The organism is Glycomyces endophyticus, from assembly GCF_039531525.1.
Classification (GTDB): Bacteria; Actinomycetota; Actinomycetes; order Mycobacteriales; family Micromonosporaceae; genus Glycomyces; species Glycomyces endophyticus.
In genome coordinates this window covers 57,995-82,916 of sequence record NZ_BAAAQF010000034.1, presented here as the reverse complement: position 1 = coordinate 82,916, position 24,922 = coordinate 57,995, and the positions used below count along the sequence as shown (strand labels likewise).

Genomic DNA, 24,922 nt, shown 5'->3' with positions numbered 1-24,922 from the left:
CGGCACGCCGTCTCGCCGCACTGCCGCGCTCGCGCCCACTCAGATCCGCACCCGACGACACCGGCGCGGCCCCGCACCCGGCTCGGACTTCCGCACCACCCGAGCCGACCCCGCCGGCATCGCCACCGACCGCGATCCCGACCCGCCGCCGCCCCATGCCGCACACCCGTTCACCACCACCCCAGGAAGGCGCTGACGATCATGCCCGCAACCCTCCCCACGGGCCGCCTCGGCATGGCCGGGCCCTCGCTCCGCATGGCCCGGCGCCGCCTCCCCGGCCTCGTCGCCGTCGGCCTCGCCGTCGCCGGCGGCGCCGCGCTGCTCACCGTCGCCGCCGTCCTCGCCCAGACCGGCCTCACCTCCCACCTCGGCCCCCAGCGCCTCGCCGACGCCGACATCCTCGTCGCCGCCACCCAGACCCACCCCGTCCCCGAGGACGTCGACCTGGCGCTCCCCGAGCGCGAGACCGTCGACGCGGGCCTCCTCGACACCGTCGCCGCCGTCCCCGGCGTCGAAGCGGCCGTCGCCGACGTCGCCTTCGCCGCCCGCATCGACGAGCCCGCCCTCGGCGCCGCCGACGGCCACGCCTGGGACACCGCCGCGCTCACCGGCGCGGCCCTCGACGGCCGCGCGCCCGGCCCCGACGAGGCCGTCCTCGACACCGCGACCGCCGACGCAGCAGGCCTCACGATCGGCGACACCCTCCAGGTCACCACCCCCACCGGCACGACCGGCCTCCGCGTCACCGGCCTCACCGACGCCCCCGGCCTCCACACCGACGCCGCCACCGCCCGCGCCCTCGCCGGACTCGACGCCGACGAAGCCGACTTCATCGCCGTGCGCGCCGAACCCGGCGCCGACGCCGAGACCGTCGCCGCGGCACTGCGCGACGCCCTCCCCGCACTCGACGTCGCCACCGGCGACGCCCGCGGCGACGTCGAACGGCTCGCCGAGGCCACCGCCACCGGCGACCTCGTCGCCCTCGCCTTCTCCATGGGGGGCACCATCGTCCTCCTCGTCGGCTTCATCACCGCCGGAGCGCTCGGCGTCGCCGTCGCCGGCCAGCGCCGCGACCTCGCCCTCCTGCGCGCCGTCGGCGCCACCCCGCGCCAGGTCCGCCGCCTCATCGCCGCCCAGGCCAGCGCCGCCGCCGCGGTCGCCCTCGTTCCCGGCATCGCCGCCGGCCACCTCCTCGCCGGAGCCTTCACCGGCTTCCTCGCCGACTCCGGGATGCTCCCCGCCGGACTCCCGCTGGCGCGCGGACCGATCGGCCCCCTCGCCGTCGCCGCCGTCCTCCTCCTCACCGTCCAGGTCGCCGCCCGCGGCGCCGCCCGGCGCACCTCCCGCCTGCCCGCCACCGCCGCGGTCGCCGAGTCCCGCGTGGAGCCCGCGGCCCCCGGCCCGGTCCGCACCACGATCGGCTTCATCCTGCTCATCGCCGCCGCCGCGCAGTCGATCCTGCCGCTCGCCGTCCCCGGCGAGACCGCCTTCATCGCCGCCGTCACCGCCACGCTCACCGCCGTCATCGGCTTCGCCCTCGCCGGCCCGGTCCTCGTCGGCCTCCTCACCCGCCGCGCCGCGAAGCGCCTCGACGCGCACACGCCCGCACCGATGTGGCTGGCGGTCAAGAACAACCGCGCGTATGCCCGCCGCACCGCCGGGGCCGTGGCGGTCCTCGCGCTGGCCGTGGGCCTCACCATCACGCAGGTGTTCTCGCAGACCACGTACACCGCGGTCACCGCCGCGGAGATCGAGGCGGGCGCGACCGCCGACGCCACCGTCACCGGCCCCGTGTCCGCCGCCGACCTCGCCGCCCTGGGGGAGGAGCCGGGCGTGGACGCCGCCGTCGGCGTCGCGCAGACGACCGTCCTGCGCGCCCTCGGCGACGGCGGCGTCGAGTCCTTCCCCGCGCTCGCCTTCACCCCCGGCGTGGGCGCCGTCGCCGACCTCGGCGCCGCCGCAGGCGACCTCGCGGACCTGCGCGGCGACACCGTCGCCGTCAGCGCCGCCTCCGCTCGCCTCTGGGGCGTCGACGTCGGCGACCGCGTCGACCTCGTCCTCCCGAACGGCACCGAGGCGAGCCCCGAGGTCGTCGCGACCTACGAGCGCGGCTTCGGGTTCGGCTCGATCGTGCTGGCCGCCGACCTCCTCGACGGGCCCCGCTTCTACGACGCGGCCCTCGTCGCGGGCGACGCCGGCGCCGTGTCCGCCTGGGCCGCAGCCGTACCCGGCCTCGCCGTCGCGACCGGCGCGGCGGTCCCGCAGGCCCCCGCCGGGATGACGCCCGACCAGTGGATCAGCCTCATGGCGACGCTCGCCATGACCGGCTACGTGCTCCTCGGCACCGCCAACGGCCTCGTCGCGGCCACCTCCCGCCGCCGCACCGAGTTCGCGTCGCTGCGCGCCGTCGGGGCCACGCCCCGCCAGGTCCAGGCCATGGTCACCCGCGAGGCGCTCGTGACGGCCGCCGTCGCGGTCGGCGCGGGACTCGCGTTCTCGGTGCTGCCCATGGCGATCCTCGGCCTGGGCTTCCTCGGGAAGCCGTGGCCGCAGGGACCCCTGTGGGTCATCCCCGCGACGGTCGCCGTCGCGGTCCTCATCGCCTGGGCCGCCACGGCGATCCCGACGCGCCGGGCTCTGGCGGGCCCGCCGACGGCGGCGCTGGCGGTGGACTAGCGGCGCGCTTCGGCTACCGCTGGTACTTGAGCAGCCGCTTCAGCCCCGCGGGGTCGCGCTGCGCCGGCACCGCCAGCGCGGCCTCGATCCGGGGCCGCGCGGCGTCGACGTCGAGGTGCGCGCCGATCGCGACCAGCTCGCCGCCGCCCTCGACGGGGTGCGCGGCGAGGTCGATCCGGTCGCCCACCACGTGGACCACGAAGCCGCGCAGCCGGTCTCCCGATGCCACGGTGAACGTGCCCTTCATCCGGTACGCGCCCGGCGGCGGGTCCTCCAGCAGCGCGAGCAGCGCCCCGGGGTCGACGGGCCCGGCCGCCCGGACCGTCACGGCCCGCGCGTGCGCGTGATCGCCCGCGTGCGCGTGCGCCTCCCGTGCCAGCGCGGCGAGCGGCAGCTCGTCCTCGGGGTCGGTGACCGAGGCGGTGTCGTAGACCAGCGCCGGGTCGACCCGGCCGTTCGAGGTGCGCACCAGGTGGATCTCGGGGTTGACGGCGAGGATGCGCGCCTCGATCGCCGCGATCGCGTCCTCGGCCCCCGCCTCGGGCAGCCGGTCGATCTTGTTGACGACCGCGAGCGTCGCGGCCTTGAACCGGACCGGCGGCTGGTCGCTGCGGTCGACGGTGTTGAAGTACTCGACGGCGTCGACCACGTCGACCACGCCGCCCGCGCGGATGCGCTCGGCCTCGCTGAAGTGGATCATCTTCGCGATGACCCCGGGCTCGGCGATCCCGCTCGCCTCGACGATGACCACGTCGAGGCCGAACCTCGGATCGGTGAGCTTCTCCAGAGCCGCGTCGAGCCCGCTCAGGTCCTCGATGCAGCACAGGCACCCGCCCGCGATCGACACCGGCTCGTCGATCTGCCCGGTCACGAGCCCCGCGTCGACGTTCACCTCGCCGAAGTCGTTGACGATCACCCCGACCCGCGCCCCCGGCTGGCACAGCAGGTGGTTGAGCAGCGTCGTCTTCCCCGCGCCCAGGTACCCCGTCAGCACCACCACCGGCACCCGCTTCTCCACGCCCGCCCCCTCGTTCCGCCGACTCCAGAGCGACATGGGACCACACGCCCCGCGCCCGCCCGCCATCGGCCGGGGCCGCGAGTCGGCCCGGCGACGATTCGCGCGCCTCCTCGCGACCGATCAGCCGAAGCGCTCGGCCGCCCTGGCCTTCGCCTTGGCGGCCTCCTCTTCGCGGTCCTTCGGCGCCGCCGTGGTGACCAGGGCGTCGAGGAGCTCCCTGGTGGCCTCGGCGACCGCCGCCACCGCCTTGTCGAAGGCCTCCTCGTTGGCCTTCGAAGGATGGGTCGAACCACTGAGCTTGCGCACGTACTGCAAGGCGGCGGCCTCGACCTCCTCGTCGGTGGCGGGCGGCTCGAAGTTGAACAGGGTCTTGATACTGCGGCACATGCCCCTAACATGCCACGGCGCACCGACATTCGGGCCCGGTGCGAGAGCATCCGCCGCCGCGGCGGCGATCCTGATCCTGCGCCGCTCACTCCGACCACGCCGACGTCGCCGCGATCAGCCCCTCCCAGCGCCGGACGCCGCTCCCGCCGGCCGCCCAGCGCTCGTTGAAGTCCCGGTACGCCTCGCAGCGCGCGACCATCGCGGCCCGCCGCACGGGCCACGCCGGGACCGGGAGGCCCCAGGCGGCGTGCAGCTCGGGGATCGCGGCGACGTCCTCCGCGTGGTGGGTCCGCACGACCCATTCGCACCACGCCAGGTCGGTGACCGGGTCGCCGTAGTACGAGAACTCCCAGTCCAGGACCGCCGTCACCGTGAACGCCACCGGATCGATCAGCACGTTGTTCGGCCCGAAGTCGCCGTGCACGAGCCCGGTCCCGGCGGGTGCGGGGGCGTCGCGCATCAGCCGCAGCACCTCGCCGCAGGCCCGCATGACCCCGACGGCGCGCCCCGCCTTCATCAGCTCCTGGCCGTGCACGCCGGCGACGAAGCCCATCCGCACCGACTCCGCATCGGACCCCAGCAGCGGCGGCACCGGCACCACGCCGGCGAGCTCCCCGAGCATCCGCCGCTCCCGCTGGCACCGCGCCGCCGCGTCCGGGCCGTCGTATCGCTTGACCACGGTCCGGCCGTCGCCGACCGTGCGATTGGTGTATCCGTGTCGAAGCGGCTCCATCCCGCCATCCTCGCCGCGCCGTCAAGCCGATTCGGCGTCCAGGTCCGCGAGCTTGCCCCGGACGTCGGCCGCAGCGGTGTGCCCGAGGTCGGTGAGGATAGCGAGGGCGTCGCGCCATGCCTCGCGGGCGGCGTCCGGGTCGCCGGAGGAGCGGTGGAGGTCGCCCAGGCACGCGAGCGCCTCGCCCTCGCCGATCCGGTCGCGGAGCTCGCGGTTGCGGTCGAGGGTCAGGCGGTAGTAGCCGCGGGCCCGCGCGAAGTCGCCGAGCCGGTGGTGGACGAGGCCGAGGCTGTCCCACACCTTCGGCTCCAGGACGCCGCGCTCCCTGGGGTCGAGGTCCCGGCACGCCTCGAGCGCCCTCTCGCAGTAGACGAGCGCCTCGTCGTACTCCCCGAGCATCGCGTGGAACCAGCCGACGACGTTCAGTCCGCGGGCCACCCCGGTCCGGTTGCCCGCCGTCTCGAAGAGCGCCAGGAACCGCCGCGAGTGGTCGAGGGCCTCGGCGTACCGCTCCTGCTGCCCGTCGAGGACGGCCAGGCTGTTGTACGTCGCCGCCTGCCCCACGAGATCGCCGGTCTGCAAGGACAGCTCCAGCGACCGCAGCAGGTGCGTACGGCTGTCGTCGAACCTGCCCATCCTGGTGGCGCTCCACGAGAGGGCGCGGTGCATGTGGGCCTGCGCGGTGGGTGCTCCCAGCCGCTCCGCCGCGGCCAGGGCGGCGCGCTGGAGGCCGCCGTGCTCGCCCAGGCGGCCCTCGGCGGTGAAGAACCCGAACAGCGCCCACGCCGCCTGCCAGACCCGCACGTCGAACTCGCCGGGCGCCTGGTTGACGGCAATCGCGCTCATGCCCGCGTGCTCCGCCTCGAACCACGCCAGCGCCGCACCTCGCTCCGCCAGGCGTTCGGGGGAGGACCCGGGGCACGGTTCGCCGAGCGGCAGGGCCAGCTCGTGCGTACTGGGCCGGAGCAGGTTCGCCGCCGGGTATGCGGTGTGCACGTAGTGGTCGAGCAGGCGCCGCACCGCCTCGCGGCGCTCGTCGGCGGTGTCGGTGCGCGCGGCCAGCGCCGCGGCGTGGTCGCGGGCGAGGTCGTGGAAGGCGTACCGCCCGTGGGCGTCCTCCGCGAGCAGGTTGGCGCGGACCAGTTCCAAGAGCGGTCCGCGGAGGCCGTCGGCGTCGAGGCCGGTGAGCGCGGCCGCGAGTGCGGCCGAGGCGTCCGGCCCGGGGTGCAGGCCGAGGAGCCGGTAGGTCCGCTGCGCCGCCGCGGTGAGGTGCCGGTAGGACCAGTCCATCACGGTGGCGACCGAAGTGGACGGATCGGCCGGTCCGGCGTGCAGGTGCCCCAATCGGTCCCCGCCGAGGACCCGGGCGTACTCGCCGATCGAGGACGTGCGGGCGTGGTGGGTGCGGAAGTTCGCCGCCGCGATGCGGATCGCCAGCGGTAGCCGCCCGCAGGCCGCGGTGAACGCGGCGACCGGCGCCTCCTCGGCGCCCCGCGACAGGCCCAGCAGGTGCCGTGCCAGCGACGCGGCCTCGCCCGCGGTGAGCGCGTCGAGCGCGATCCCGGTGATGCCGGAGTGCGTGGCGCGCAGCCCGTCCAGCCGGTTGCGGCTGGTGACGACCACCAGGCAGCTCGGCTCGTCCGGCAGGAGCGGACGGACCTGCGGCTCGGCGTGCGCGTTGTCGAGGACCACGAGCAGCCGGCGTCCGCGGAGCCCCTCCCGGTACCTCGCGGCGAGTGCCTCCGGTGCGGCGGGCAGCGTCTCGGGGTCGGCGCCGAGCTGCTCGAGCAGCCGGGCCATCGCCTGCTCGGGGCCGAGCGGTGGCGCCTCGGCGTACCCGTTCAGGTTCACGTAGAGGCATCCCTCGGCGAACCGCGACCGCGCGGCCCGGCTCCGGGCCCAGTGGACGGCCAACGCGGTCTTCCCCACGCCGCCGATGCCGGTGAGCGCGGCGATGACGACCGCGCGGCCGCGATGGTGCTCGCGCAGCAGGCGGTCGAGTCGCCGCAGCTCCTCGCCCCGGCCGGTGAACGCCCGGTCGCCCGGCGGCAGGGCGCGGTCGGGCCAGTCGGCGACGGGCGGGGGCGCGTTGAGCGAGGTGCCGGTCAGGCGCCGGCGCACCTCGTCGAGCTCGACGCGCTGGCGCAGTGTCAACCCCAGCCGCGGGTTGCTCAGGAGCAGGTCGAACCGGTCGGGCTCGTCCCCGGTCGGGGGCCGGGGGAGGTGCTCGCCCTTGAGCCAGTAGTAGACCGTCACACGGCTGACGTGCTCGGTGGACTCCGCGAGCTCCCGCACGGTGCAGCCGGAGTCGGCGATGCGTGCTCGCAGCCACGCGCCGAGCCGGGCGGGGGTGTCGAGCCGCGCGAACTCCCCGTCCCCGGAGCCGCGCCCGGCGAGCCAGGACCGCACGACCTCCTCGCCGACGCCCAGTTCGCGCGCGACCTGGGCGACCGACCGGCCGGTGCCGGCGAGGTGGGCCGCGAGCCAGGAGCCGAGCCTGGCGGCGGTGTCGTGTGCGGGACGCGACGTCACTGAACGTGCCTCCGTCGGGGCGGGCGCCGGTGCGCCGAGAACGGGTTCAACGTAGTTCAACGGACTCTACTCGCGAACGCCCGCAGCGGGTTCAATGGCGCAGTCCGCTTTCCCCCCTTGCGGACCGGGACGATCCAGAGGAGACGCATGCCAGAGCAGGCCGCCAGGTTCCGCGACGTGTTCTCCGTCGGCGAGTTCAGGGTGCTCTGGATCGCCCAGACCCAGTCGCGCATCGGCGACCAGTTCGCCCGCGTGGCGCTGGCGCTGCTGGTCTTCGACCGCACCTCCTCGGCTGCCCTCACCGCGCTCGTGTACGCCTCCACGTACCTGCCGCCGCTGCTCACCGCGCCTTTGCTGGCCGGTCTCGCGGACCGGTACTCGCGGCGCACCGTCATGGTCGCCGTCGAACTGATCCGCGCCGTCCTCATCGGACTCATGGCGGTCCCCGCCGTGCCGCTGCCGCTGCTCGCCGTCCTCGTGGTCGCGGTGTCGTGCCCCGACCCGCTGTTCTCCGCCGCCCGCATCGCGACCCTCCCTCAGGTGCTGCCCGGGGCGAAGTACCAGGTCGGCATGAGCATCGCCTCCTCCACCGACGGCATCGCGCAGATCGCTGGGTTCGCCCTCGGCGGCGTCATCGTGGCGGCCACCGGTAGCCCCCACCTGGTGCTCGCGATCGACGCCGCCTCGTTTCTGGTCTCGGCCGCGCTCCTGCGCTGGGGCCTCGGTCCCCACCGGCCCGAGACCGACGGGAACGCCGCGCCTCGGAGGGAGTTCGCGTTCGCCGGGATCAGGCTCGTGGCGCGGGACCGGAACCTCATGGGCCTGGCCGCGCTGGTGTGGATGTTCGGGCTGTTCGTCGTCCCCGAGGCGATGGCCGCCCCGTATGCCGCCGAGATCGGTGCGGGGGAGGCCGCCGTCGGCATGCTCATGGCCGCCGACGTGGTCGGCATGGTGATCGGCGGGCTGCTGGTCGCCCGGCTCGGCACGGACCTGCGGCGGCGGCTGACGGTGCCGCTCGCGTTCGCCGCCGGGCTCCCACTGGTCGCCACGCTCCTCTCCCCGGGCCTGCCGGTCACGGTCGGCCTCTGGGCCCTCTCCGGTCTGGCGTCGAGCTACCTCGTGCTCGCGCAGGTCAGGTTCGTGCAGCGGGTGCCCGACGGCATGCGCGCCCGAGCGGTCGGCTTCGCCGCCGCGGGTCTCCAGACCGCCCAGGGCCTCGGGATGGCGACCGCGGGCGCCCTCGGCGAGGCGGTGGCCCCGTCCGCGGCGATCGCGGCCTGCGGCGCCGCGGGCTCGGTGGGCGCGCTCGTCGTCGCCCTCGCATTCGGTCTCGTCGGACGGGACGGGACGCACACGCCCGAGCGGTCTCAGGACCGCGCGGAACCGAGCCGGATCTGAGAGAGGAGGAGCCATGACGAACAACCACGTGCAGAAGGACAGCGCCTGGAGCTAGGGCCTGCGTGCGCGAGAGGGGCCCCGCCGCGCGGCGGGGCCCCTCTCGTCCATCCTTGTCGAACCGGGCGTCGCGGGGGAGTGGTGCGCGGCGCCCGCACGGGCTAACGCCCAGTCACGAATCCTCATGTCGACTCCTTTCCACCGGGGCGCCAAGGGAAACGGGCGCCCGGTCCCCTGATACTGCCGGGCCCCGCGCCCCCGGAGCGGTTTCCGAACGAAACCGAACGGCGCGCCGCCTCGCGGCGACGAGGACGGCCGGCGCCCCAGGCGAGAGGCGCCGGCCGGTCCTTCCTCAGGGAGTGTCAGTTCGTGACGATCGCGGCGGCGGGCAGCAGCTCCAAGACGCCGCCCTGGATCGAGTTGTCCGGGCTCTCGCCCTGGATCGAGTTGTCGGGAGCGCCCGGCGGGGCCTCGCCGACCACCGCGGTCGCCGGGGAGCCGTCCGGGTTCAGGACCGCCGCTCCCGAGGCGTCGAGGACGCCGACCGTGTCGCCCGCGCTCGGGAACGCGGCGGGCGCGGCGGCGGCGCTGAGGGAGTAGTCCGGCAGCCAGTGGTGGCCCGACCAGAGCGAGCCGCCGAACCAGTTGTTGTTCCACGCGTAGCCGGTGCCCATGGTGCCGTACCAGCCGGTGCCGCAGTAGGGGAGCCCGGGCATCCACGCCTCGATGATGAACTGGTTCGTCGAGCCCTGGTTGTACGCCCAGTCGGTGTAGGCGCACAGGTACCAGGCGCTGCCGTTCCACGCGTAGATCTCGATCTTCGCGGCGATGTAGCCGCCGGGCCGGTCGTGCGTCTTCGCGCACGGGTAGGAGCCCCACGGAGTGCCCAGGACCGTGTAGGTCTTGGTGTCCACCCGCGAGTAGCCGCCGCCGTCGCCGTGCGAGATCTCCGCCCGCACGTTCGTGCACAGGTCGTTGCTGCGGTAGACCTCGCCCTCCTGGTACACGTAGTGCGCCGACGCCGGCGACGCCGCGAGCAGGACGAACGCCATCGCGCCCGCGGCGGCCGCCGTCAGCGCCCGCACGGGCCGGGCCCAGTCTCGAATGCTCATGTCACATCCTTTCCGTCAGGGCGCCAAGGGGACTGTCTGCGCCCGACCCGTCGAGCGTGCGCCCGGTCCCGCGCCTCCTGGCGGTTCCCGAACGAAACCGAACGGCCGCCTCGCGCACGCGGCCCCGTCGCAGGGGCGGGATACGATCGCAGCTCCCGAAGCGCGCTCGCGCGAGGTCTCGAGGAGGCGTGGTGGCACGGGAACGGACCGACCCGAGGTCGATCCAGGTCCTCGACGACCTGGCCGGGTACCTGCGCGAACTCCGCGCGGACGCGGGAGGCACGCCCTTCCGCAAGATCCGCGCCGACATCCGCGCGCTCAACCGGCGACGGTCCCTTCCGGACGAACCGCCGTCGCTGTCGGCCCTCCACGGCTACTTCCAGAACGGCCGCGTGCGCATGGACCCCGGCACCGTCCTCGACGTCGCCCGCGTCCTCGGCCTCGACGCCGAGGGACTCGACGCCCTCGAACAGGCCTGCCGCCGCGTCCTCGACCGCGCCAACCGCTCGCACATCGTCGCCACCCGCGGCGCCGTCCCCGCCCCGACCGCCCGCTTCACCGGCCGCCGCGCCGAACGCGACCGCATCGCCGCCCTCGTCGACGCCGCCCGCGCCCGCGGCGAGGCCGCCGTCGTCGCCATCGAGGGCATGGCCGGCATCGGCAAGACCGAACTCGTCCACCAGACCGCCCGCGACCTCATCGACGCCGGCCGCACCGACGGCACCCACCTCTACGCCGACCTCCGCGGCTACGACCCCCTCGAACCGCCCGCCGCACCCGACGCCGTCGTCCGCGGCCTCCTCGGCCACCTCGGCGTCCCCGGCCGCCGCATCGACACCCTCACCCCCGCCGCCCGCGCCGCGCTCCTCCACCGCGAACTCGCCCCCCGCCGCGCGCTCATCGTCCTCGACGACGCCGCCGACGCCGCGCAGCTGCGCCCCCTCCTCCCCAAGGCCCCCGGCTGCATCGCCCTCGTCACCAGCCGCCGCCGCCTCACCGACCTCGCCGCCGCCCGCCTCCCGCTCGACACCGTCGCCCCGCGCGAAGCCCTCGACCTGCTCAGGCGCTACGACCCCACCGGCCGCCTCGACGCCTCCCCGGCCGACGCCGCCGCGCTCATCGACCTGTGCCGCAGCCTCCCCCTGGAACTCGCCGCCGTCGGCCGCCAGCTCGCCAACAAGCCCGACTGGGAGCTCGGCGACCACGTCGAGCGCCTGCGCCGCGTCCCGCCCCACGAGCACAGCGGCCCCGTCCTCGCCCTCTCCTACGCCGGACTCCCCGAACCCGCCCAGCGGCTCTTCCGCCTCCTCGCCGTCCACCCCGGACGCCGCTTCACCGGCGCCGACGCCGCCGCCCTCGCCGGCGACGACGTCGACGGCGCCCTCGCCCGCCTCTACGACGAGAGCCTCCTCCTGCGCCGCGGCGACGGCCCCTACGAGTTCCACGACTCCGTGCGCGCCTACGCCACCGAACTCGCCCACCGCGAAGACCCCGCCAGCCGCCAGCGCGCCGCCGTCGGCCGCCTCCTCCGCCACTACCGCGACCGCCTCGACGCCTCCGGCGACGCCGCGACCGCCTGGGCCGGCGCCGAACGCGCCGACCTCCTCGCCTGCCTCCACACCGGCGGCCACGATGAAGCCGTCGCCGCGCTCGCCGGCCTCCTCAACCGCCGCCTCCGCCTCCTCGGCCACTACGGCGACGCCCGCATCTGCAACCGCCGCCTCCTGCTCGTCGCCCGCCGCGCCGGCAACGCCGCATGGGAGGCCGACGCCCTCGCGGGCCTGGCCGAGATCGACCGCCTCACCGGCCGGTTCAGCGCCGCCACCGACGGCTTCACGGCCGCGCTGCGCCTGCGCCGCCGCCTCGGCGACCGCGCGGGCGAGGCCGACGCGCTCCGCGGGCTCGCCCAGGCCGCGTCCAACCACGACTACCCGGCCGCCGCGCGCCGCTACCGCGCCGCGCTGGCGATCCACCGGGACCTCGGGAACCGGGTCGGCGAGGCCGAGGCGCTGTGGGGCCTGGCCGAGATCGCGATGTCCGTGGGGCACTTCAGCGCCGCCGGGACCCACGCGGCGGCCGTCGCCGCCATCTGCCGCGACATCGGCAACCGGGTCGGCGAGGCGTACGGCCTGCGGGCGCTCGGCGACGTGGCCGTCGAGGTGGGCGAGTTCGACACGGCGCGGGACCACTACCGGCGCTCGCTGGCGCTCTGCCGCCGCACCGGCAACCGACGCGGGTCTGCTAACGCCCTGCGCGGCTTGGGGACCGCCGCGTTCCGCGCGGGCCGCACCGACCGGTCCGAGACGCTGCTGCGCCGGGCCCTCGACCGCTACCGGGCCATCGGCGACGTCGCGGGGGAGGCCGACGCGCTCCGCGGCCTCGCCGAGACCGCCGTCGCCCGCGGCGACGCCGACGCCGCCGAGCGCGGGTTCCGCCGGGCCCTGGCGATCTACCGCGAGACCGGCGACCGCCACGGCCAGGCGCACGTCCTCGCCGGCCTGGGCCACTGCGCCCGCCTCGCCGCCCGCCCCGCGCGCGCCGACCAGTACTGGCGCCAGGCGCTCGCCCTCGCCGAGCGCCACGGCCTGCTCCTGGCCGCCGAGATGCGCCGGGCCCTCGCCGACCCCGCCCCGAGCGCACCCGTCCCGTTACTTTCCACAGGGGAGACGCGCGTCCTGCTCCCCGCCACCGCCTCCTCTCCAGCGGGCCCGCGCTGCGCCTCGGTGCCCGATCGGGGCGAAGCCGAGACCCGGGAGCGGACCGGCGGCGCGGGGCGCGGTCCGTCCGGACGCGCCTTCGGTCCGCCCCCTTCGTCTCGCTCAGTCCCGCATCCCCGCCCAGCCGACCCTGGTCCGCTCCCTTCGCTTCGCGCAGTCCCCGCGTCCCCGCCCGGCCGCCCCCTCGCCGCCGGGAGAGTGAACGTTCATCCTTGTGCCAAGATGGTCTCCAGTCGAGAAAGGAGGCCCGCCGGATGACCGAGGTCCCGAGCGCCCGCAGGCGGCCGACGATCCGGGAGGTCGCGCGCCTCGCGGGAGTGTCCCACCAGACCGTCTCGCGCTACCTGCGGTCGAGGGAGGGGCTCAAGCCCGGCACCCTCGAACGCATCGACGCGGCCGTGCGCGAACTCGACTACCGTCCCAACCTGCTCGCGAGGTCCATGCGCACCAAGCGGACCGGGCGTCTCGCGGTGCTCATGCCGAACATGGTGAACAACCCCGCGCCCCTGCTCCGCGGCGCCGCGGGCGCGGCGCACGAGGCGGGGTTCACCGTCGAGGTCGTCGCCCCCGAGGGCGGCGCCGAGGAGCGCACCGCGCGCCTGCTCGAACTCGCCGACTCCGGGCAGGTCGAGGGCATCCTGGCACTGGCCCCGATCCTGCCCGCCGCTGAGACGCGGCTCCACGGCGACGCGACCGTCATCGTCTCGGCCGACTTCGACGACGAGATGCGCGGCCTCGGCGAGCTGTCCGAGGCCGGGCCCGTCTACGAACTGGTCCAGGGCCTGGCCGAACTCGGCCACCGCCGCCTGTTCCACGTCGCGGGCGACCTCGGATTCGCCTCGGCCCGAGCGAGGAAGGCCGCCTACCTCGACGCCGTCGAGCGGCTCGGCCTCGAATCGGTCGGCGTCTACGACGGCGGGTACCGGGCCGAGGCCGGCGTCGAGGCCATGCGCTCCCTCCCTGCCGGCCGCCTCCCGACGGCCGTGATCGCCGCCAGCGACGGCATCGCCGCGGGCGTGATCCGCGGGGCCCGGGACCGCGGCCTCGAAGTGCCGCGCGACCTCAGCGTCACCGGCTGGGACGACCTCGAGATCGGCCGCTTCATGCCGCCCTCGCTCACCACCGTCCACGTCGACCTCGAAGGACTCGGCCGCCGCGCCATGATCCGCCTGGTCGCGGCCCTCTCCGGCCGTGAACTCGCGCCGCCCCCGCGCCCGCTCAACCAGGTGGTCTGGCGCGAGTCGACGGCCGTCGCCCGCACGGTCTGAGCCCGTCCGGGCAAGCGCCGCATTGACAATGCGCGGCGATGTCACTAGTTTGAGCGGAACGCGATAGTGAACGATCACTAAAGACGTCGATCCGAACGACCTCGACCGAGGTCCGAGGCGGGATCGACGCGGCGAAGCGACTTGACGCAGTGAGGGATGGCCCGCGCGCCCGGTACCGGGCGCGCGGGTTCACTCGGCGGCGGGCGGGTCGGCCGCGAACCGGCCGCGCTTCTCGGCCGGCCGCTCCTCGAACCGCTCCAGGTGCGGGGCGAGCTCGTCGGTGAGCAGGAGGTCGGACCGGGTCTGGCCGTCGCGGTAGGCCGCGCGGCCGACCATGTGCGCGGCGACGGGCGCGGTGGCGAGCTGGAAGAACGCGATGAGGACCATGGTCGTGACGTCGACGACCGTGGCGATCCGGATCGCGCAGCCGGTGAGCATCAGCAGCAGGCCGAGGACCTGCGGCTTGGCCGCGGCGTGCATGCGGCTGAGCAGGTCCGGGAACCGGAGCAGGGCCACACCGGCGGCCAGGCTGAGGAGGGCCCCGGTGACCATGCAGACCGCGGCGACGGCGTCGAGGACCCCTTGGAGCGTCACTGCTGGCGCTCCTTGGTGACGAAGCGGGCCACGCTGACCGCGCCCGTGAAGCCCAGCAGCGACACCACCACCAGGACCGGGAGGGCCGTGGGGTCGCGGGTGAACGCGGCCTCGGCGGCGATCGCGGTGACGGTGACGGCGAGGAGCACGTCCGTGGCGACGATCCGGTCCAGTGTGGTCGGTCCGCGCACGATCCGGACGAGCGTCATGGCGCAGGCGGCGGTGAGCAGGACGGCGATGGCGACGGCGGCGACGGTCATGTCGCGGGCTCCTCTCGGGGGGCGTTCACCGCGCGCAGCTCGGCGTCGGAGCCGACGGCCCGGATGAGCCGCGCCTCCAGGCGCAGGACCTCGGCGCGGAGGTGTTCGAGGTGCTCGGCGTCGCGGACGCCGAGCATGTGGATGTACAGGGTCCCGGTCTGCTGGTCGGCCTCGGCGATGAGGCTGCCGGGCACGAGCGAGACGGCCTCGGCGACGAGCGTCATGTTCAGGTCGGTCGTGACCCGCAGCCGCACTGCGACGATGGCGCTCTTCGGCTCCCCGGGCCGGAACGCGAGGAACGCGACCTGGAAGCTCGCGACCACGAGGTCGGCGAAGAACCGCGCGAAGAACCGGACGGCGCCGAGCGGGCGGATGCGCCCGCCGAACGTCACCGCCGGCAGCGGGAACACGACCAGGAGCGCGACGGCGACCAGCGCCCCGGAGATGGTGTTCAGCCAGGTGAAGGCGCCCCACAGGAGGTTCCACACCAGGACGAGGCCGACGACGGCGGTGATCCGGGAGCGCAGCCGCTGGCGCCGGGTCGGCGCGGGCCCGTTCACGGCGCACCGTCCGGGAAGACCGCCTCGATGTACGGGGTCCGCAGGAGCAGGTCGCCCGCGGCCTCCGAGGTGAGGTCGAACAGGGGCCCGGCGACCACGGTCAGCGCGATGCCGAAGGCCACCAGCGCGAACGTGGGCGCGAGCATGAGCTTGGGCAGGAGCACCGTGGACCCGTCGGCCTCGTCGGCGGCCGTCGGCATGTCCGGGTGCGGGGTGCGCCAGAACGCGAGGTTCCAGACGCGCCCGATCGCGTACAGCGTCAGCAGACTGGTGACGACGCCGCCCGCGACGACGGCCCACGCGAGCGGCCCGGCGTCGTCGACCCCGGCCTGAAGCAGGCCGAGTTTCCCGAGGAACCCGGAGAACGGCGGGATGCCGGCGAGGTTGAGCGCGGGGATGAAGAACAGGACCGCGAGCACCGGCGCGAGCCTCCCGAGGCCGCCGAGCCGGTCGAGCGCGGTCGAGCCGCCGCGGCGCTCCATGAGCCCGGCGGCGAGGAACAGCGTCGTCTGGATCGTGATGTGGTGCGCGATGTAGAAGATCGCGCCCGACAGTCCGGCCTCCGACGCGAGCGCCACCCCGAACAGCATGTACCCGATGTGGCTGATGAGCGTGAAGGACAGGAGCCGCTTGACGTCCGACTGCGCGACCGCGCCGAGGATGCCCACGACCATCGTCAGGAGCGAGACCACCAGCAGCACGTCGCCGATCCGCCCGTCGGGGAACAGGAGCGTCTCGGTGCGGATGACCGCGTAGACGCCGACCTTCGTCAGGAGGCCCGCGAACACGGCGGTGACGGGCGCGGGCGCGGTCGGGTAGCTGTCGGGCAGCCACGCCCCGAGCGGGAACACCGCGGCCTTGATCCCGAAGGCCAGCAGCAGCATCCCCTGGAGGAGCAGCCGCAGGTTGTCCGGGAGGGCGTCGAACCGCCCGGCGAGCTGCGCCATGTTCAGGGTGCCCGTGGCGGCGTACACGAGGCCGAGGGCGCTCAGGAAGATCACCGAGGACAGCAGGCTCACCACGACGTACGTGGTGCCGGCCCGGATGCGGTTCTCGGTGCTGCCCAGGGTGAGCAGCACGTAGCTGGCGACCAGGAGCACCTCGAAGCCGACGTAGAGGTTGAACAGGTCCCCGGACAGGAACGCGTTCGTGACGCCGGCGGTGAGCGCCAGGTACGTCGGGTGGTACACCGACAGCGGCGTCTCGGTGTCGCCGTCGGCCGCGCCCTGCCCGATCGAGTAGACCAGGACGCACAGCGTGACCGCGGTGGAGACCACGAGCATGAGCGCGGCGAGCTTGTCGGCGATGAGGACGATCCCCAGCGGCGGCGGCCAGCCGCCGACGGCGACCACCTGCGGGCCCTCGGTCACCGTGAGCGCCAGCAGCATCGCGGACACCGCGAGCGTGGCGGCGAGCGCGGTGAGGCTGACGGTCCGCTGGGCGGTCGGGCGGCGCGCCATCATCAGCGTCAGCGCGGCCCCCAGGAGCGGGACGACGACGGGGAGCGGGACGAGCCAGGTCATCGGCGCTCCTTCCCGGGCTCGCAGGAGTACACCGGGTTCGGGAGGTCCTCGGCGTCGTCCTCCTTGGCGCGCGGGCCCTCGTCGCGGTCGGCGAGGCCGATGATGCGGGTGTCCTCGTCGTCGTCCTGGACCTCGTCGTGGCCGAGCAGCTGCCAGCTGCGGTAGGCCATGGCGAGGAGGAACGCGGTGATGCCGAGCGTGATGACGATGGCGGTCAGGATCATCGCCTGCGGCAGCGGGTCGCTCAGGTCCGCGTCGGGGCCGTCGCCGACGATCGGGGGCGCGCCGAACGCGCCGCCCATGAGGATGAGGACGTTGACGCCGTTGCCGATGAGGACCACGCCGATGATGATCCGGGTGAGCGTGCGTTCGAGCAGCAGCGACACGCCCGCGCCGACGAGGACGCCGACGACGATCACGTACACCAGGTTCGGGGTCATGCGGCCTCCTTCTCGGGCAGCGGCAGGGCGTCGGACTCGCGGTGCCGGTCGATCTCCGCGCCGAGGCTGCGCAGGATGTCCAGGACCAGGCCGACCACGATCAGGTAGACGCCGATGTCGAAGCACGTGGAGGTGACGAAGTGGACGTGGCCGACGACCGGCAGGTCGAAGTCGAGGACGGCGCTCTGGAGGACCCGTCCGCCCAGGAGCATCGAGGCCGCGCCGGTGCCGACCGAGACCAGCAGGCCGGTGCCCAGGAGCTTGCCCGCGTCCACCGGCGCGGCGGCGTTGAGCTCGGCGCGCCCGCCCGCGAGGTAGCGGATGGCGAGCGCGAGCCCGGCGACGAGGCCGCCGGCGAACCCGCCGCCGGGATGGTTGTGGCCTGTGAACAGCAGGTAGATCGAGAACAGGACGATGGTGTGGAACAGCAGGCGCGTCACGACCTGGAGGATGATCGCCTGGTGGCTGCCGTCCGACTCCGGGCGCGACAGCCACGTGACGTGCTCGCCCGTGGCGGGCGGTGCGGGCCGCGAGCCGCCGCGGCGGTGCATGAGCCGGTCGCGGCCGAAGATCAGGCTCGCGACGCCGGTCGCGGCCACGAGCAGGACCGCGATCTCGCCCATGGTGTCCCAGGCGCGGATGTCGACGAGGATGACGTTGACGATGTTGTGCCCGCCGCCGTAGGACACCGCGAGCTCGGGGAAGTCCACCGAGACCGGCTCGGCGGTGCGCCCGCCGACGGCCACGTAGGCCATGCCCGCGGCGACGACGCCGACCGCGACGCCGATCGCGACCCGGAACCGCCGCACCTTCTTGAGCGGCCGCTCGGAGAACCCGGCCGGCAGGCGGCGCAGCACCAGCACGAACATGACGATGGTGACCGTCTCGACCAGGAACTGCGTGAGCGCCAGGTCGGGTGCGCCGTGGAAGATGAACAGCGAGGCCACGCCGTACCCGGAGACGCCGGTGAGGACCATCGCCGTCAGGCGGCGCTTCGCGGTGGCGGCCGCGACGGCCGCCGCCACGATGATGCCCCCGGCGGCGAGCTGGAGCGGCGTGTCGAACGGCTTGAGCCCCACGGGCCAGGGGCCGGCGAAGACGAGCACGCCGCCCGCGAAGAGCACCAGCGTCACGAGGATGACGCCGAGGTAGAACGGCAGCGAGCCGCGCTGGGTGCGCCCGGTCAGCTCGACCGCGAGCCGGTCGACGCCGCCGAGGAGGCCCTTGTAGACCGTCCCGGACTTCACGGGGAGCTGCACCGACCGCCACGCGCTGGTGCGGCGGGTCGCCAGGTAGATGCCCGCGCCGGTCGCGAGCGCGACCGCCGAGAACCCCAGCGCGGGCGTGAACCCGTGCCACAGCCCCAGGTGGTAGTCGTGCCCGGTCGCCGGATAGGCCTCCGCGTACGGGGACAGGAGCCCGTCGACGCCCGGTGCGAGGAGCCCGGCGGCGAGGCCCGTGAGCGCCAGCAGCACCGGCGCGGCGACGAATCCCGCCCCCACGGGCGCGAACCCGCAGTCGTCCACTTCGGGCTTGCGGGCGAACGCGCCCCACAGGAACCGCAGGCCGTACCCGACGGTGAGCGCGGACCCGGCGACGAGGACCGCGAGCATCGCCCGCGACCAGGGGCCGCCGTCCCAGAACGCGGCGAGCATCGCCTCCTTGGCGACGAACCCGAGCGTCGGCGGGAACCCGATCATCGAGGCGACCGCCGTGACCGCGACGGCGGCGAGGACCGGCCTGCGGGCGCCGAGGCCGCTGAGCGAGTAGATCTCGCGGGTGCCGGTGGTCTTGTCCACGATGCCCACGACCAGGAACAGCGCGGCCTTGAACAGGGCGTGCCCGGCCAGGAGCGCGGCCCCGGCGAGCGCGGCGGTGCGCGTCCCGGCGCCGAGCACGATCGCGATCATGCCGAGCTGGCTGACGGTGCCGTACGCGAGCATGAGCTTCAGGTCGGTCTGCCGGAGCGCCGTCCACCCTCCGAACAGGAACGTCAGCGCGCCGCAGGCCCAGATCACCTGCTGCCACGGCGGATCGGCGGCGAACGCGGGCGTGAGCATCCCGATGAGGAACACGCCGGCCTTGACCATCGCCGCGGCGTGGAGGTACGCGCTGACCGGCGTCGGCGCGGCCATGGCGCTCGGCAGCCAGAAGCTGAACGGGAACACCGCCGACTTCGACAGGGCCCCGAGCAGGACCAGCACCAGCGCGACCACGAGGTACGCGCCGCCGGGCAGGTCCGCGGCGACCTCCGAGAGCCGGTACGTCCCGGCGTGCTCGCCGAGCATGATGAATCCGGTGAGCATCCCGAGCCCGCCGAAGGTGGTCACCAGCAGCGCCTGCATCGCGGCCCAGCGGCTCGCGCCCTTCGCCGGGTCGTGTCCGATGAGCAGGTAGGAGAAGACCGAGGTCAGCTCCCAGAAGACGTACAGCAGGAGCAGGTCGTCGGCGACCACGAGCCCGAACATGGCGCCCGCGAACGCGCAGAACACGGCGGCGAACCGGCCGAGGCCGTCCTCGCCGGGGGAGAAGTAGTGGGCGCTGTAGGCCAGCACGAGCGCGCCGACGCCGCCGACGAGCAGCACCATGACCCACGGGAACGCGTCCATCCGGAACGCCAGCTCGAGCCCCAGCCGCGGCACCCACGCGACGGTCTCGGCGACCGCGCCGCCCGAGCGCACCGTCCCCGTCTGCGCCACCGCCCACGCGACGGTCGCGGCCGGGACGAGGGCGACGACGTAGAGGGCCTTGGGGCCGAGCGCGCGGACGAGTGCGGGGGCGAGCATCGCCATGACGGCGTAGCAGGCAAGCAGTACCAGCAAACGACCCCCCGGGAACACGACCACGCCGACTTGGCACCGACCCTATCCGCTCGACAGGGGTCCGCGCCAAATACGACGCTCCGAAACTCATATTGTCTACAATGCTCACGTTCTGGCCCCACCTCAGCCGACAGTGATCGAACCCCGTCGATGGTGATCCCCATTACCCGGCAGTAGAGTGAGGGCGCCCACCAGAGCCCGACATCTCCGAGGACCGAACATGCGCGGCCGCATCCTGCACCTTCCCGAGCGGCCCTGGGCCGCGCTCGCCGTCCTGATCGCCTTGACGCTCATCGGGATCGCCAACTGGGCCGTCGACGCCACCCCGCCCGCGCCCGCCCCCGCCGACGCCCCCGCGGACGAGTTCAGCGCCGACCGCGCCTGGGCCACCGTCGAGGCCATGGCCGTCGAACCCCACCCGATGGGCACCCCCGAGCACGACCGCGTCCGCGACCTCCTCGTCGGCGAGCTCGCGGCGCTCGGCTTCGCGACCGAGGTCCAGACCGAGCTCGCCCGCGACTCCGGCGAAGGCGAGGCCCTCGTCCGCTTCGGCGTCGTCGACAACATCGTCGCCACCCTCCCCGGCACCGACCCCACCGGCACGGTCCTCCTCACCTCCCACTACGACTCCGTCCCCTCCGGACCCGGCGCCGCCGACGCCGCCTCCGGCGTCGCCGCGATCATCGAGTCCGCCCGCGCGCTCAGCCTCGAAGGGCCCCACCGCAACGACGTCGTCGTCCTCATCACCGACGGCGAGGAGATGGGCCTGTTCGGCGCCGAGGCCTACGCCCGCACCCACCCCGCGGCCGACGCCCCCACCGTCGTGTTCAACCTCGAGGCCCGCGGCGTCTCCGGCCCCTCCCTCATGTTCGAGACCTCCACCGAGAACGCCGCCCTCATCGACGTCTTCGCCGACGCCGCGCCCCACCCCTACGGCGACTCCTCCGCCATCGAGGCCTACCGCCAGCTCCCCAACGACACCGACTTCACCCGCTTCCAGGAGGCCGGCTACATCGGACTCAACAACGCCTTCATCGGCGGCGCCGCCTGGTACCACACCCCCCACGACGACACCGACCACCTCGACCCCGCCAGCCTCCAGCACCACGGCGCGAACACCCTCGGCACCGCCCGCGCCCTCGCCGCGATGGACCTCGCCGACCTCGAGACCGGCCACGACCAGACCTTCTTCGGCTTCCTCGGCCTGTTCGTCCACTACGACGACACCTGGAACCTCCCCGTCGCCCTCCTCGGCTTCGCCGCCGTCATCGCCGCCGCCGCGCTCGCCCGCGCCCGCCGCGTGCTCAGCCTCCCGCGGCTCACCCTCGCGATCCTCACCTTCACCGCGCCCGTCGCCCTCGCCGCGGCCGCCGCGGTCGGCCTGTGGCCGCTCCTCCAGGCCCTGCGGCCCGGCTACGGCGACCAGTACGGCCTCCTGTTCAACCGCACGTTCTACTTCCTCGCGCTCCTCGTCTTCGCCGTCGCCGCGCTCACCGCCTGGTACGCCGCCGTGTGCCGCCGCCTCGGCGAGGCCGCCGCCGCGCTCGCGCCCCTCGCCTGGCTCGCCGTCCTCGGCACCGCCACCGCCGTCGCCGTCCCCGGCCTGTCCTTCGTGTTCGCGCTCCCCGCGCTCGCCGCCGCCGGCCTCCTCGTCGCGATGCTCCTCCACGACCGCTCCCGGCCCGTCCGCCTCATCGGCTACGGCTGCTTCGCGATCGCGCTCGTCCCGGCCGCCGTCCAGCTCGCCTGGACCTCCAGCCTCATGGAGGCCTTCGGCCTCGAGCTCGCCGCCGTCCCCGCGGTCCTCATCGTCCTCTTCGCCGCCCCCGCGCTCCCGCTCCTGACGATGCTCCGCCTCCGGCTCCGCCTCGTCCCGGCCGCCGCCGCAGCCGCCGCGCTCGCCCTCGTCGGCGCCGGACTCGCCGTCGACCGCTTCGACGCCGACCACCCCCGCCAGGCCTACCTCTCCTACGTGCTCGACGCCGACACCGGCACGGCCGCATGGGTCTCCACCGACCGCGACCGCTCCGACTGGACCGCCCGGTACGTCACCGAGGACGACCTCGACGAGTCCGAACTCCCCGAGGCCTACCGCGACGCCGCCGACCCCGGCACCGGCTCCGGCACCGCCGTGCCGATCGACCTCCCCGCCCCCACCGCGGTCTTCACCGCCCGCACCGCCGACGCCGCGACCCTCCAGGTCGCCTCCCCTCGCGGCGCCGACACCATGTGGCTCGCCGTCTACGGGACCGTCGACCGCGCCGAGGCCGTCCTCGCCGACGGCACCGCCGCCGAGGTCCCGGTCGCCGCGCCCGCCGAACCCGGCGACCCGGCCCTGATCTGGTTCTACAACGTCCCCGCGGAGGGCTTCACGCTCACCCTCCACGGGGACGTCGCCGAGGCCACCGTCTTCGACCAGACCCACGGCATCGACGGCCTCGACGGCTACACCGACCGCCCCGAGGGCCTCATGCGCTCGCGGGACCGCCTGTCCGACACCGTGACCGTCGCGGCCGCCGCCGTCTGAGCCCGGCCCCGCGGACCCCCGATCCGGGCCCTACGCCACCGGGACCGCGGGCGGGTTCAGCCGCGCGAAGCCCTCCTGGCGCTCGTACGGGTAGTACGGGTAGGGGGCGGGCTTCGCGCTGGCCTTGTCGAGCCGCGCGACCTGCTCGGCGTCGAGCTCCCAGCCGAGGGCGCCGAGGTTCTGCCGCAGCTGGTCCTCGTCCCGCGCGCCCACGATCACCGAGGCGACGGTGGGCCGCCGCAGCAGCCAGTTGAGCGCGATCTGGGGCACCGTGCGCCCGGTCTCGGCGGCCAGCTCGTCGAGGACGTCGACGATCCGGTACAGCGCCTCGTCCTCGACCGGCGGCCCGAACTGCGCGGTCTGGTGCAGCCGGCTGCCCTCGGGGACGGGGGCGCCGCGGCGGATCCTCCCCGTCAGCCGCCCCCAGCCGAGCGGGCTCCACACCAGGGCCCCGACGCCCTGGTCGATCCCCAACGGCATGAGCTCCCACTCGTAGTCGCGGCCCACGAGCGAGTAGTAGACCTGGTGCGCGGCGAACCGCGGCCGTCCGAGGCGGTCGGCCGCGTCGAGGCTCTTCTGGAGCTGCCAGCCCGCGTAGTTCGAGGCGCCGACGTACCGGATCTTCCCGGCCCGCACCAGGTCCTCGAGGACCGCGAGGGTCTCCTCCACCGGGGTGCGGGCGTCGAAGGCGTGCAGCTGGAACAGGTCGATGTAGTCGGTGTCCAGGCGGCGCAGGGCGCCGTCGACGGCGCGCACGAGGTGGGCGCGCGAGGCCCCGGCGTCGTTGGGGCCCTCGCCGATCGGCAGGCCGGCCTTGGTCGAGATCAGCGCCCGGTCGCGCCGGCCCTTGAGCGCGGCCCCGAGCACCTCCTCGGAGGCGCCGTCGGAGTACACGTCGGCGGTGTCGAACATCGACATCCCCGCGTCCAAAGCGATGTCGACCATGCGGCGGGCCTGCGCCACGCCCGTGTCGCCCCAGGCGCCGAAGAGCGGCCCGGAGCCGCCGAAGGTGCCGGCGCCGAAGGACAGGGCGGGGACGAGGAGGCCGGAGCGGCCGAGGCGGCGGTGTTCCATGGGAGATCCCTTCTAAAGGAACTTCAGTTCCGTTAATCTGGGGTCTAAGCTAGCTCATGCACACCACTTAACGCAACTGGAGTCCCGTTATGAATCAGGCCACTGGCGCCCCGGGCACGTCCCGCCCCGGCGGGCGCACCGCCCGCGTCCGCGAGGCCGTCCTCCGCGCCGCCGGAGACGCGCTGGCCGACAAGGGGATCGGCGGGGTGGACCTCGCCGAGGTCGCGCGCCTCGCCGGGGTCGGCAAGACCACCGTCTACCGCCGCTGGGGCACCGTCCCGGGCCTGGTCGCCGACCTGCTCGCCGAGATGGCCGAGTCCTCGCTCCCGCGCGCGCGCACCGGCGCTTTGGAGACCGACCTGGCCGCGCTCGCCGGGCTCATCCTCAAGACCCTCACCGACGAGCGCCAGGGGCCCCTGTTCAAAGCGGTCATCGCGGCCGCCGCCTCCGACCCCCAGACCGCCGCGGCCCTGCACCGCTTCTACCGCGTGCGCATCGACGAATGGGCCCCGTGCGTCGCCGAGGCCGCCGCGCGCGGCGACGTGCCCGCCGGCACCGACGCCGACGAGGTCGTCCGGGCCCTCTCTGCCCCGCTCTACTACCGCTTCCTCGTCAGCGGCGACCCGCTCGACCCGGATACCGCCGCCCGCGCCGCCGCGGCCGCTGCGGCCGCCGCGCGCGCGGGCGCGTACGCCTGACCTCAGACGGCCGGCATCACTCCGAGCGCCGACAGCGCCCGCGGCGCGACCGTCAAGACCGCGACGAGCAGCACCGGCGCCCCGGCCGCGCCGACGAGGACGGGCGCGGCGCCGGGTCGGAACCGCCGCCAGTGCGCGACCGCCACGACCCCGAACCCGCACGCGCCCAGCACGAAGAACAGCAGATAGCCGACGCTCGCGGCGGTGGCCTGGTCGGACCCGGTCGCGACGAGCGCCGCGCCCTTCGCCACCCCGGCCGCGGCGTAGACGCCGAGGGTCGCGAAGGCCCCGAACGCGAGCACCGAGGTCCACCAGGGGCCGATGAGTCGCGGTCGGTCGGCCACCGCGAGCAGCATGACTGCGGCGCCGAGCAGCTTCAGCGCGAACACCAGCACGTTCATGACCAGGAACCCGCGCGCGTACGCCGCGTACGGCCCGTCGTCGAGCCGGCCGCTGAGTTCGAGCCACACGTTGGCGACTGCGAAGCCGACGCACCACAGCGCCATGAGGACGCCCGCGACGACGGCGCGCCGGTCGGTTCGGCAAGGGGCGGAAGCGATGTCCATGGTCCGAATCCTCCGCCCGC

General features: G+C 74.7%; 19 protein-coding genes. 6 read left to right on the top strand and 13 right to left on the bottom strand.

What is annotated here, in order from left to right:
• Nucleotides 1–201: 201 nt before the first annotated feature.
• Nucleotides 202–2,676 carry an ABC transporter permease gene (locus ABD419_RS24230; RefSeq protein WP_344492480.1) on the top strand — a complete coding sequence of 825 codons (2,475 nt, stop codon included), beginning with the start codon at nt 202–204 and terminating at the stop codon, nt 2,674–2,676.
• Between the two features lie 13 nt (nt 2,677–2,689).
• Here ABD419_RS24230 and ABD419_RS24225 read toward each other — a convergent pair whose 3' ends face one another.
• The 4 genes from ABD419_RS24225 to ABD419_RS24210 form a co-directional block, all read right to left on the bottom strand.
• Nucleotides 2,690–3,694, bottom strand: a complete 1,005-nt coding sequence (locus ABD419_RS24225; RefSeq protein ID WP_344492479.1) for a CobW family GTP-binding protein — start codon at nt 3,692–3,694, stop codon at nt 2,690–2,692.
• 120 nt (nt 3,695–3,814) lie between these two features.
• Nucleotides 3,815–4,081 carry a DUF2277 domain-containing protein gene (locus ABD419_RS24220; protein ID WP_344492477.1) on the bottom strand — a complete coding sequence of 89 codons (267 nt, stop codon included), beginning with the start codon at nt 4,079–4,081 and terminating at the stop codon, nt 3,815–3,817.
• Between the two features lie 85 nt (nt 4,082–4,166).
• Entirely contained in the window at nt 4,167–4,814 is a 648-nt protein-coding gene (locus ABD419_RS24215; RefSeq protein WP_344492475.1) for a phosphotransferase, read from the bottom strand.
• Between the two features lie 21 nt (nt 4,815–4,835).
• A complete protein-coding gene (locus ABD419_RS24210; RefSeq protein WP_344492473.1) occupies nt 4,836–7,346 on the bottom strand; it encodes a tetratricopeptide repeat protein in 2,511 nt (836 codons plus the stop codon).
• Nucleotides 7,347–7,493: 147 nt separating this feature from the next.
• Here ABD419_RS24210 and ABD419_RS24205 point away from each other — a divergent pair, with 147 nt between their 5' ends.
• The gene (locus ABD419_RS24205; protein ID WP_344492471.1) at nt 7,494–8,744 is read left to right on the top strand and encodes an MFS transporter; all 1,251 of its coding nucleotides are present in this window, start codon (nt 7,494–7,496) and stop codon (nt 8,742–8,744) included.
• A gap of 359 nt (nt 8,745–9,103) precedes the next feature.
• On the opposite strand, the gene ABD419_RS24200 is transcribed toward ABD419_RS24205, so the two are convergent.
• Nucleotides 9,104–9,853, bottom strand: a complete 750-nt coding sequence (locus ABD419_RS24200; RefSeq protein WP_344492468.1) for a hypothetical protein — start codon at nt 9,851–9,853, stop codon at nt 9,104–9,106.
• Between the two features lie 191 nt (nt 9,854–10,044).
• On the opposite strand from ABD419_RS24200, the gene ABD419_RS24195 reads away from it, so the two are divergent.
• Both ABD419_RS24195 and ABD419_RS24190 read left to right on the top strand, forming a co-directional pair.
• Nucleotides 10,045–12,828, top strand: coding sequence for a tetratricopeptide repeat protein (locus ABD419_RS24195; RefSeq protein WP_344492466.1), 2,784 nt, complete (start codon nt 10,045–10,047; stop codon nt 12,826–12,828).
• Nucleotides 12,825–13,838, top strand: coding sequence for a LacI family DNA-binding transcriptional regulator (locus ABD419_RS24190; protein ID WP_344492463.1), 1,014 nt, complete (start codon nt 12,825–12,827; stop codon nt 13,836–13,838). The genes ABD419_RS24195 and ABD419_RS24190 overlap by 4 nt, the downstream gene beginning before the upstream one ends.
• Before the next feature lie 189 nt (nt 13,839–14,027).
• Here ABD419_RS24190 and mnhG read toward each other — a convergent pair whose 3' ends face one another.
• The 6 genes from mnhG to ABD419_RS24160 are packed head-to-tail and all read right to left on the bottom strand — an operon-like array spanning nt 14,028 to nt 20,037.
• Complete coding sequence (gene mnhG, locus ABD419_RS24185; RefSeq protein ID WP_344492460.1) at nt 14,028–14,432, bottom strand: monovalent cation/H(+) antiporter subunit G; 405 nt, start codon at nt 14,430–14,432, stop codon at nt 14,028–14,030.
• On the bottom strand, nt 14,429–14,692 hold the full coding sequence (locus ABD419_RS24180) for an MrpF/PhaF family protein (RefSeq protein ID WP_344492457.1): 264 nt from the start codon (nt 14,690–14,692) through the stop codon (nt 14,429–14,431). Before ABD419_RS24180 ends, mnhG begins: the two co-directional genes overlap by 4 nt.
• On the bottom strand, nt 14,689–15,252 hold the full coding sequence (locus tag ABD419_RS24175) for a Na+/H+ antiporter subunit E (RefSeq protein WP_344492454.1): 564 nt from the start codon (nt 15,250–15,252) through the stop codon (nt 14,689–14,691). The genes ABD419_RS24180 and ABD419_RS24175 overlap by 4 nt, the downstream gene beginning before the upstream one ends.
• A complete protein-coding gene (locus ABD419_RS24170; protein ID WP_344492451.1) occupies nt 15,249–16,775 on the bottom strand; it encodes a Na+/H+ antiporter subunit D in 1,527 nt (508 codons plus the stop codon). Before ABD419_RS24170 ends, ABD419_RS24175 begins: the two co-directional genes overlap by 4 nt.
• Nucleotides 16,772–17,215: a Na(+)/H(+) antiporter subunit C gene (locus tag ABD419_RS24165; RefSeq protein WP_344492448.1), complete on the bottom strand. Its 444-nt coding sequence runs from the start codon at nt 17,213–17,215 to the stop codon at nt 16,772–16,774. Before ABD419_RS24165 ends, ABD419_RS24170 begins: the two co-directional genes overlap by 4 nt.
• Nucleotides 17,212–20,037, bottom strand: a complete 2,826-nt coding sequence (locus tag ABD419_RS24160) for a Na+/H+ antiporter subunit A (protein WP_344492445.1) — start codon at nt 20,035–20,037, stop codon at nt 17,212–17,214. The genes ABD419_RS24165 and ABD419_RS24160 overlap by 4 nt, the downstream gene beginning before the upstream one ends.
• A gap of 220 nt (nt 20,038–20,257) precedes the next feature.
• Between ABD419_RS24160 and ABD419_RS24155 the strand changes: the two genes are divergently transcribed.
• Nucleotides 20,258–22,564 (top strand): M28 family peptidase, encoded by a 2,307-nt coding sequence (locus tag ABD419_RS24155; protein ID WP_344492442.1) that lies wholly within the window; start codon nt 20,258–20,260, stop codon nt 22,562–22,564.
• Nucleotides 22,565–22,594: 30 nt separating this feature from the next.
• On the opposite strand, the gene ABD419_RS24150 is transcribed toward ABD419_RS24155, so the two are convergent.
• Nucleotides 22,595–23,638: an aldo/keto reductase gene (locus tag ABD419_RS24150; RefSeq protein WP_344492439.1), complete on the bottom strand. Its 1,044-nt coding sequence runs from the start codon at nt 23,636–23,638 to the stop codon at nt 22,595–22,597.
• Nucleotides 23,639–23,727: 89 nt separating this feature from the next.
• Here ABD419_RS24150 and ABD419_RS24145 point away from each other — a divergent pair, with 89 nt between their 5' ends.
• Nucleotides 23,728–24,336 (top strand): TetR/AcrR family transcriptional regulator, encoded by a 609-nt coding sequence (locus ABD419_RS24145; protein ID WP_344492436.1) that lies wholly within the window; start codon nt 23,728–23,730, stop codon nt 24,334–24,336.
• A gap of 2 nt (nt 24,337–24,338) precedes the next feature.
• On the opposite strand, the gene ABD419_RS24140 is transcribed toward ABD419_RS24145, so the two are convergent.
• Nucleotides 24,339–24,902 (bottom strand): hypothetical protein, encoded by a 564-nt coding sequence (locus ABD419_RS24140; protein WP_344492433.1) that lies wholly within the window; start codon nt 24,900–24,902, stop codon nt 24,339–24,341.
• Nucleotides 24,903–24,922 lie beyond the last annotated feature (20 nt).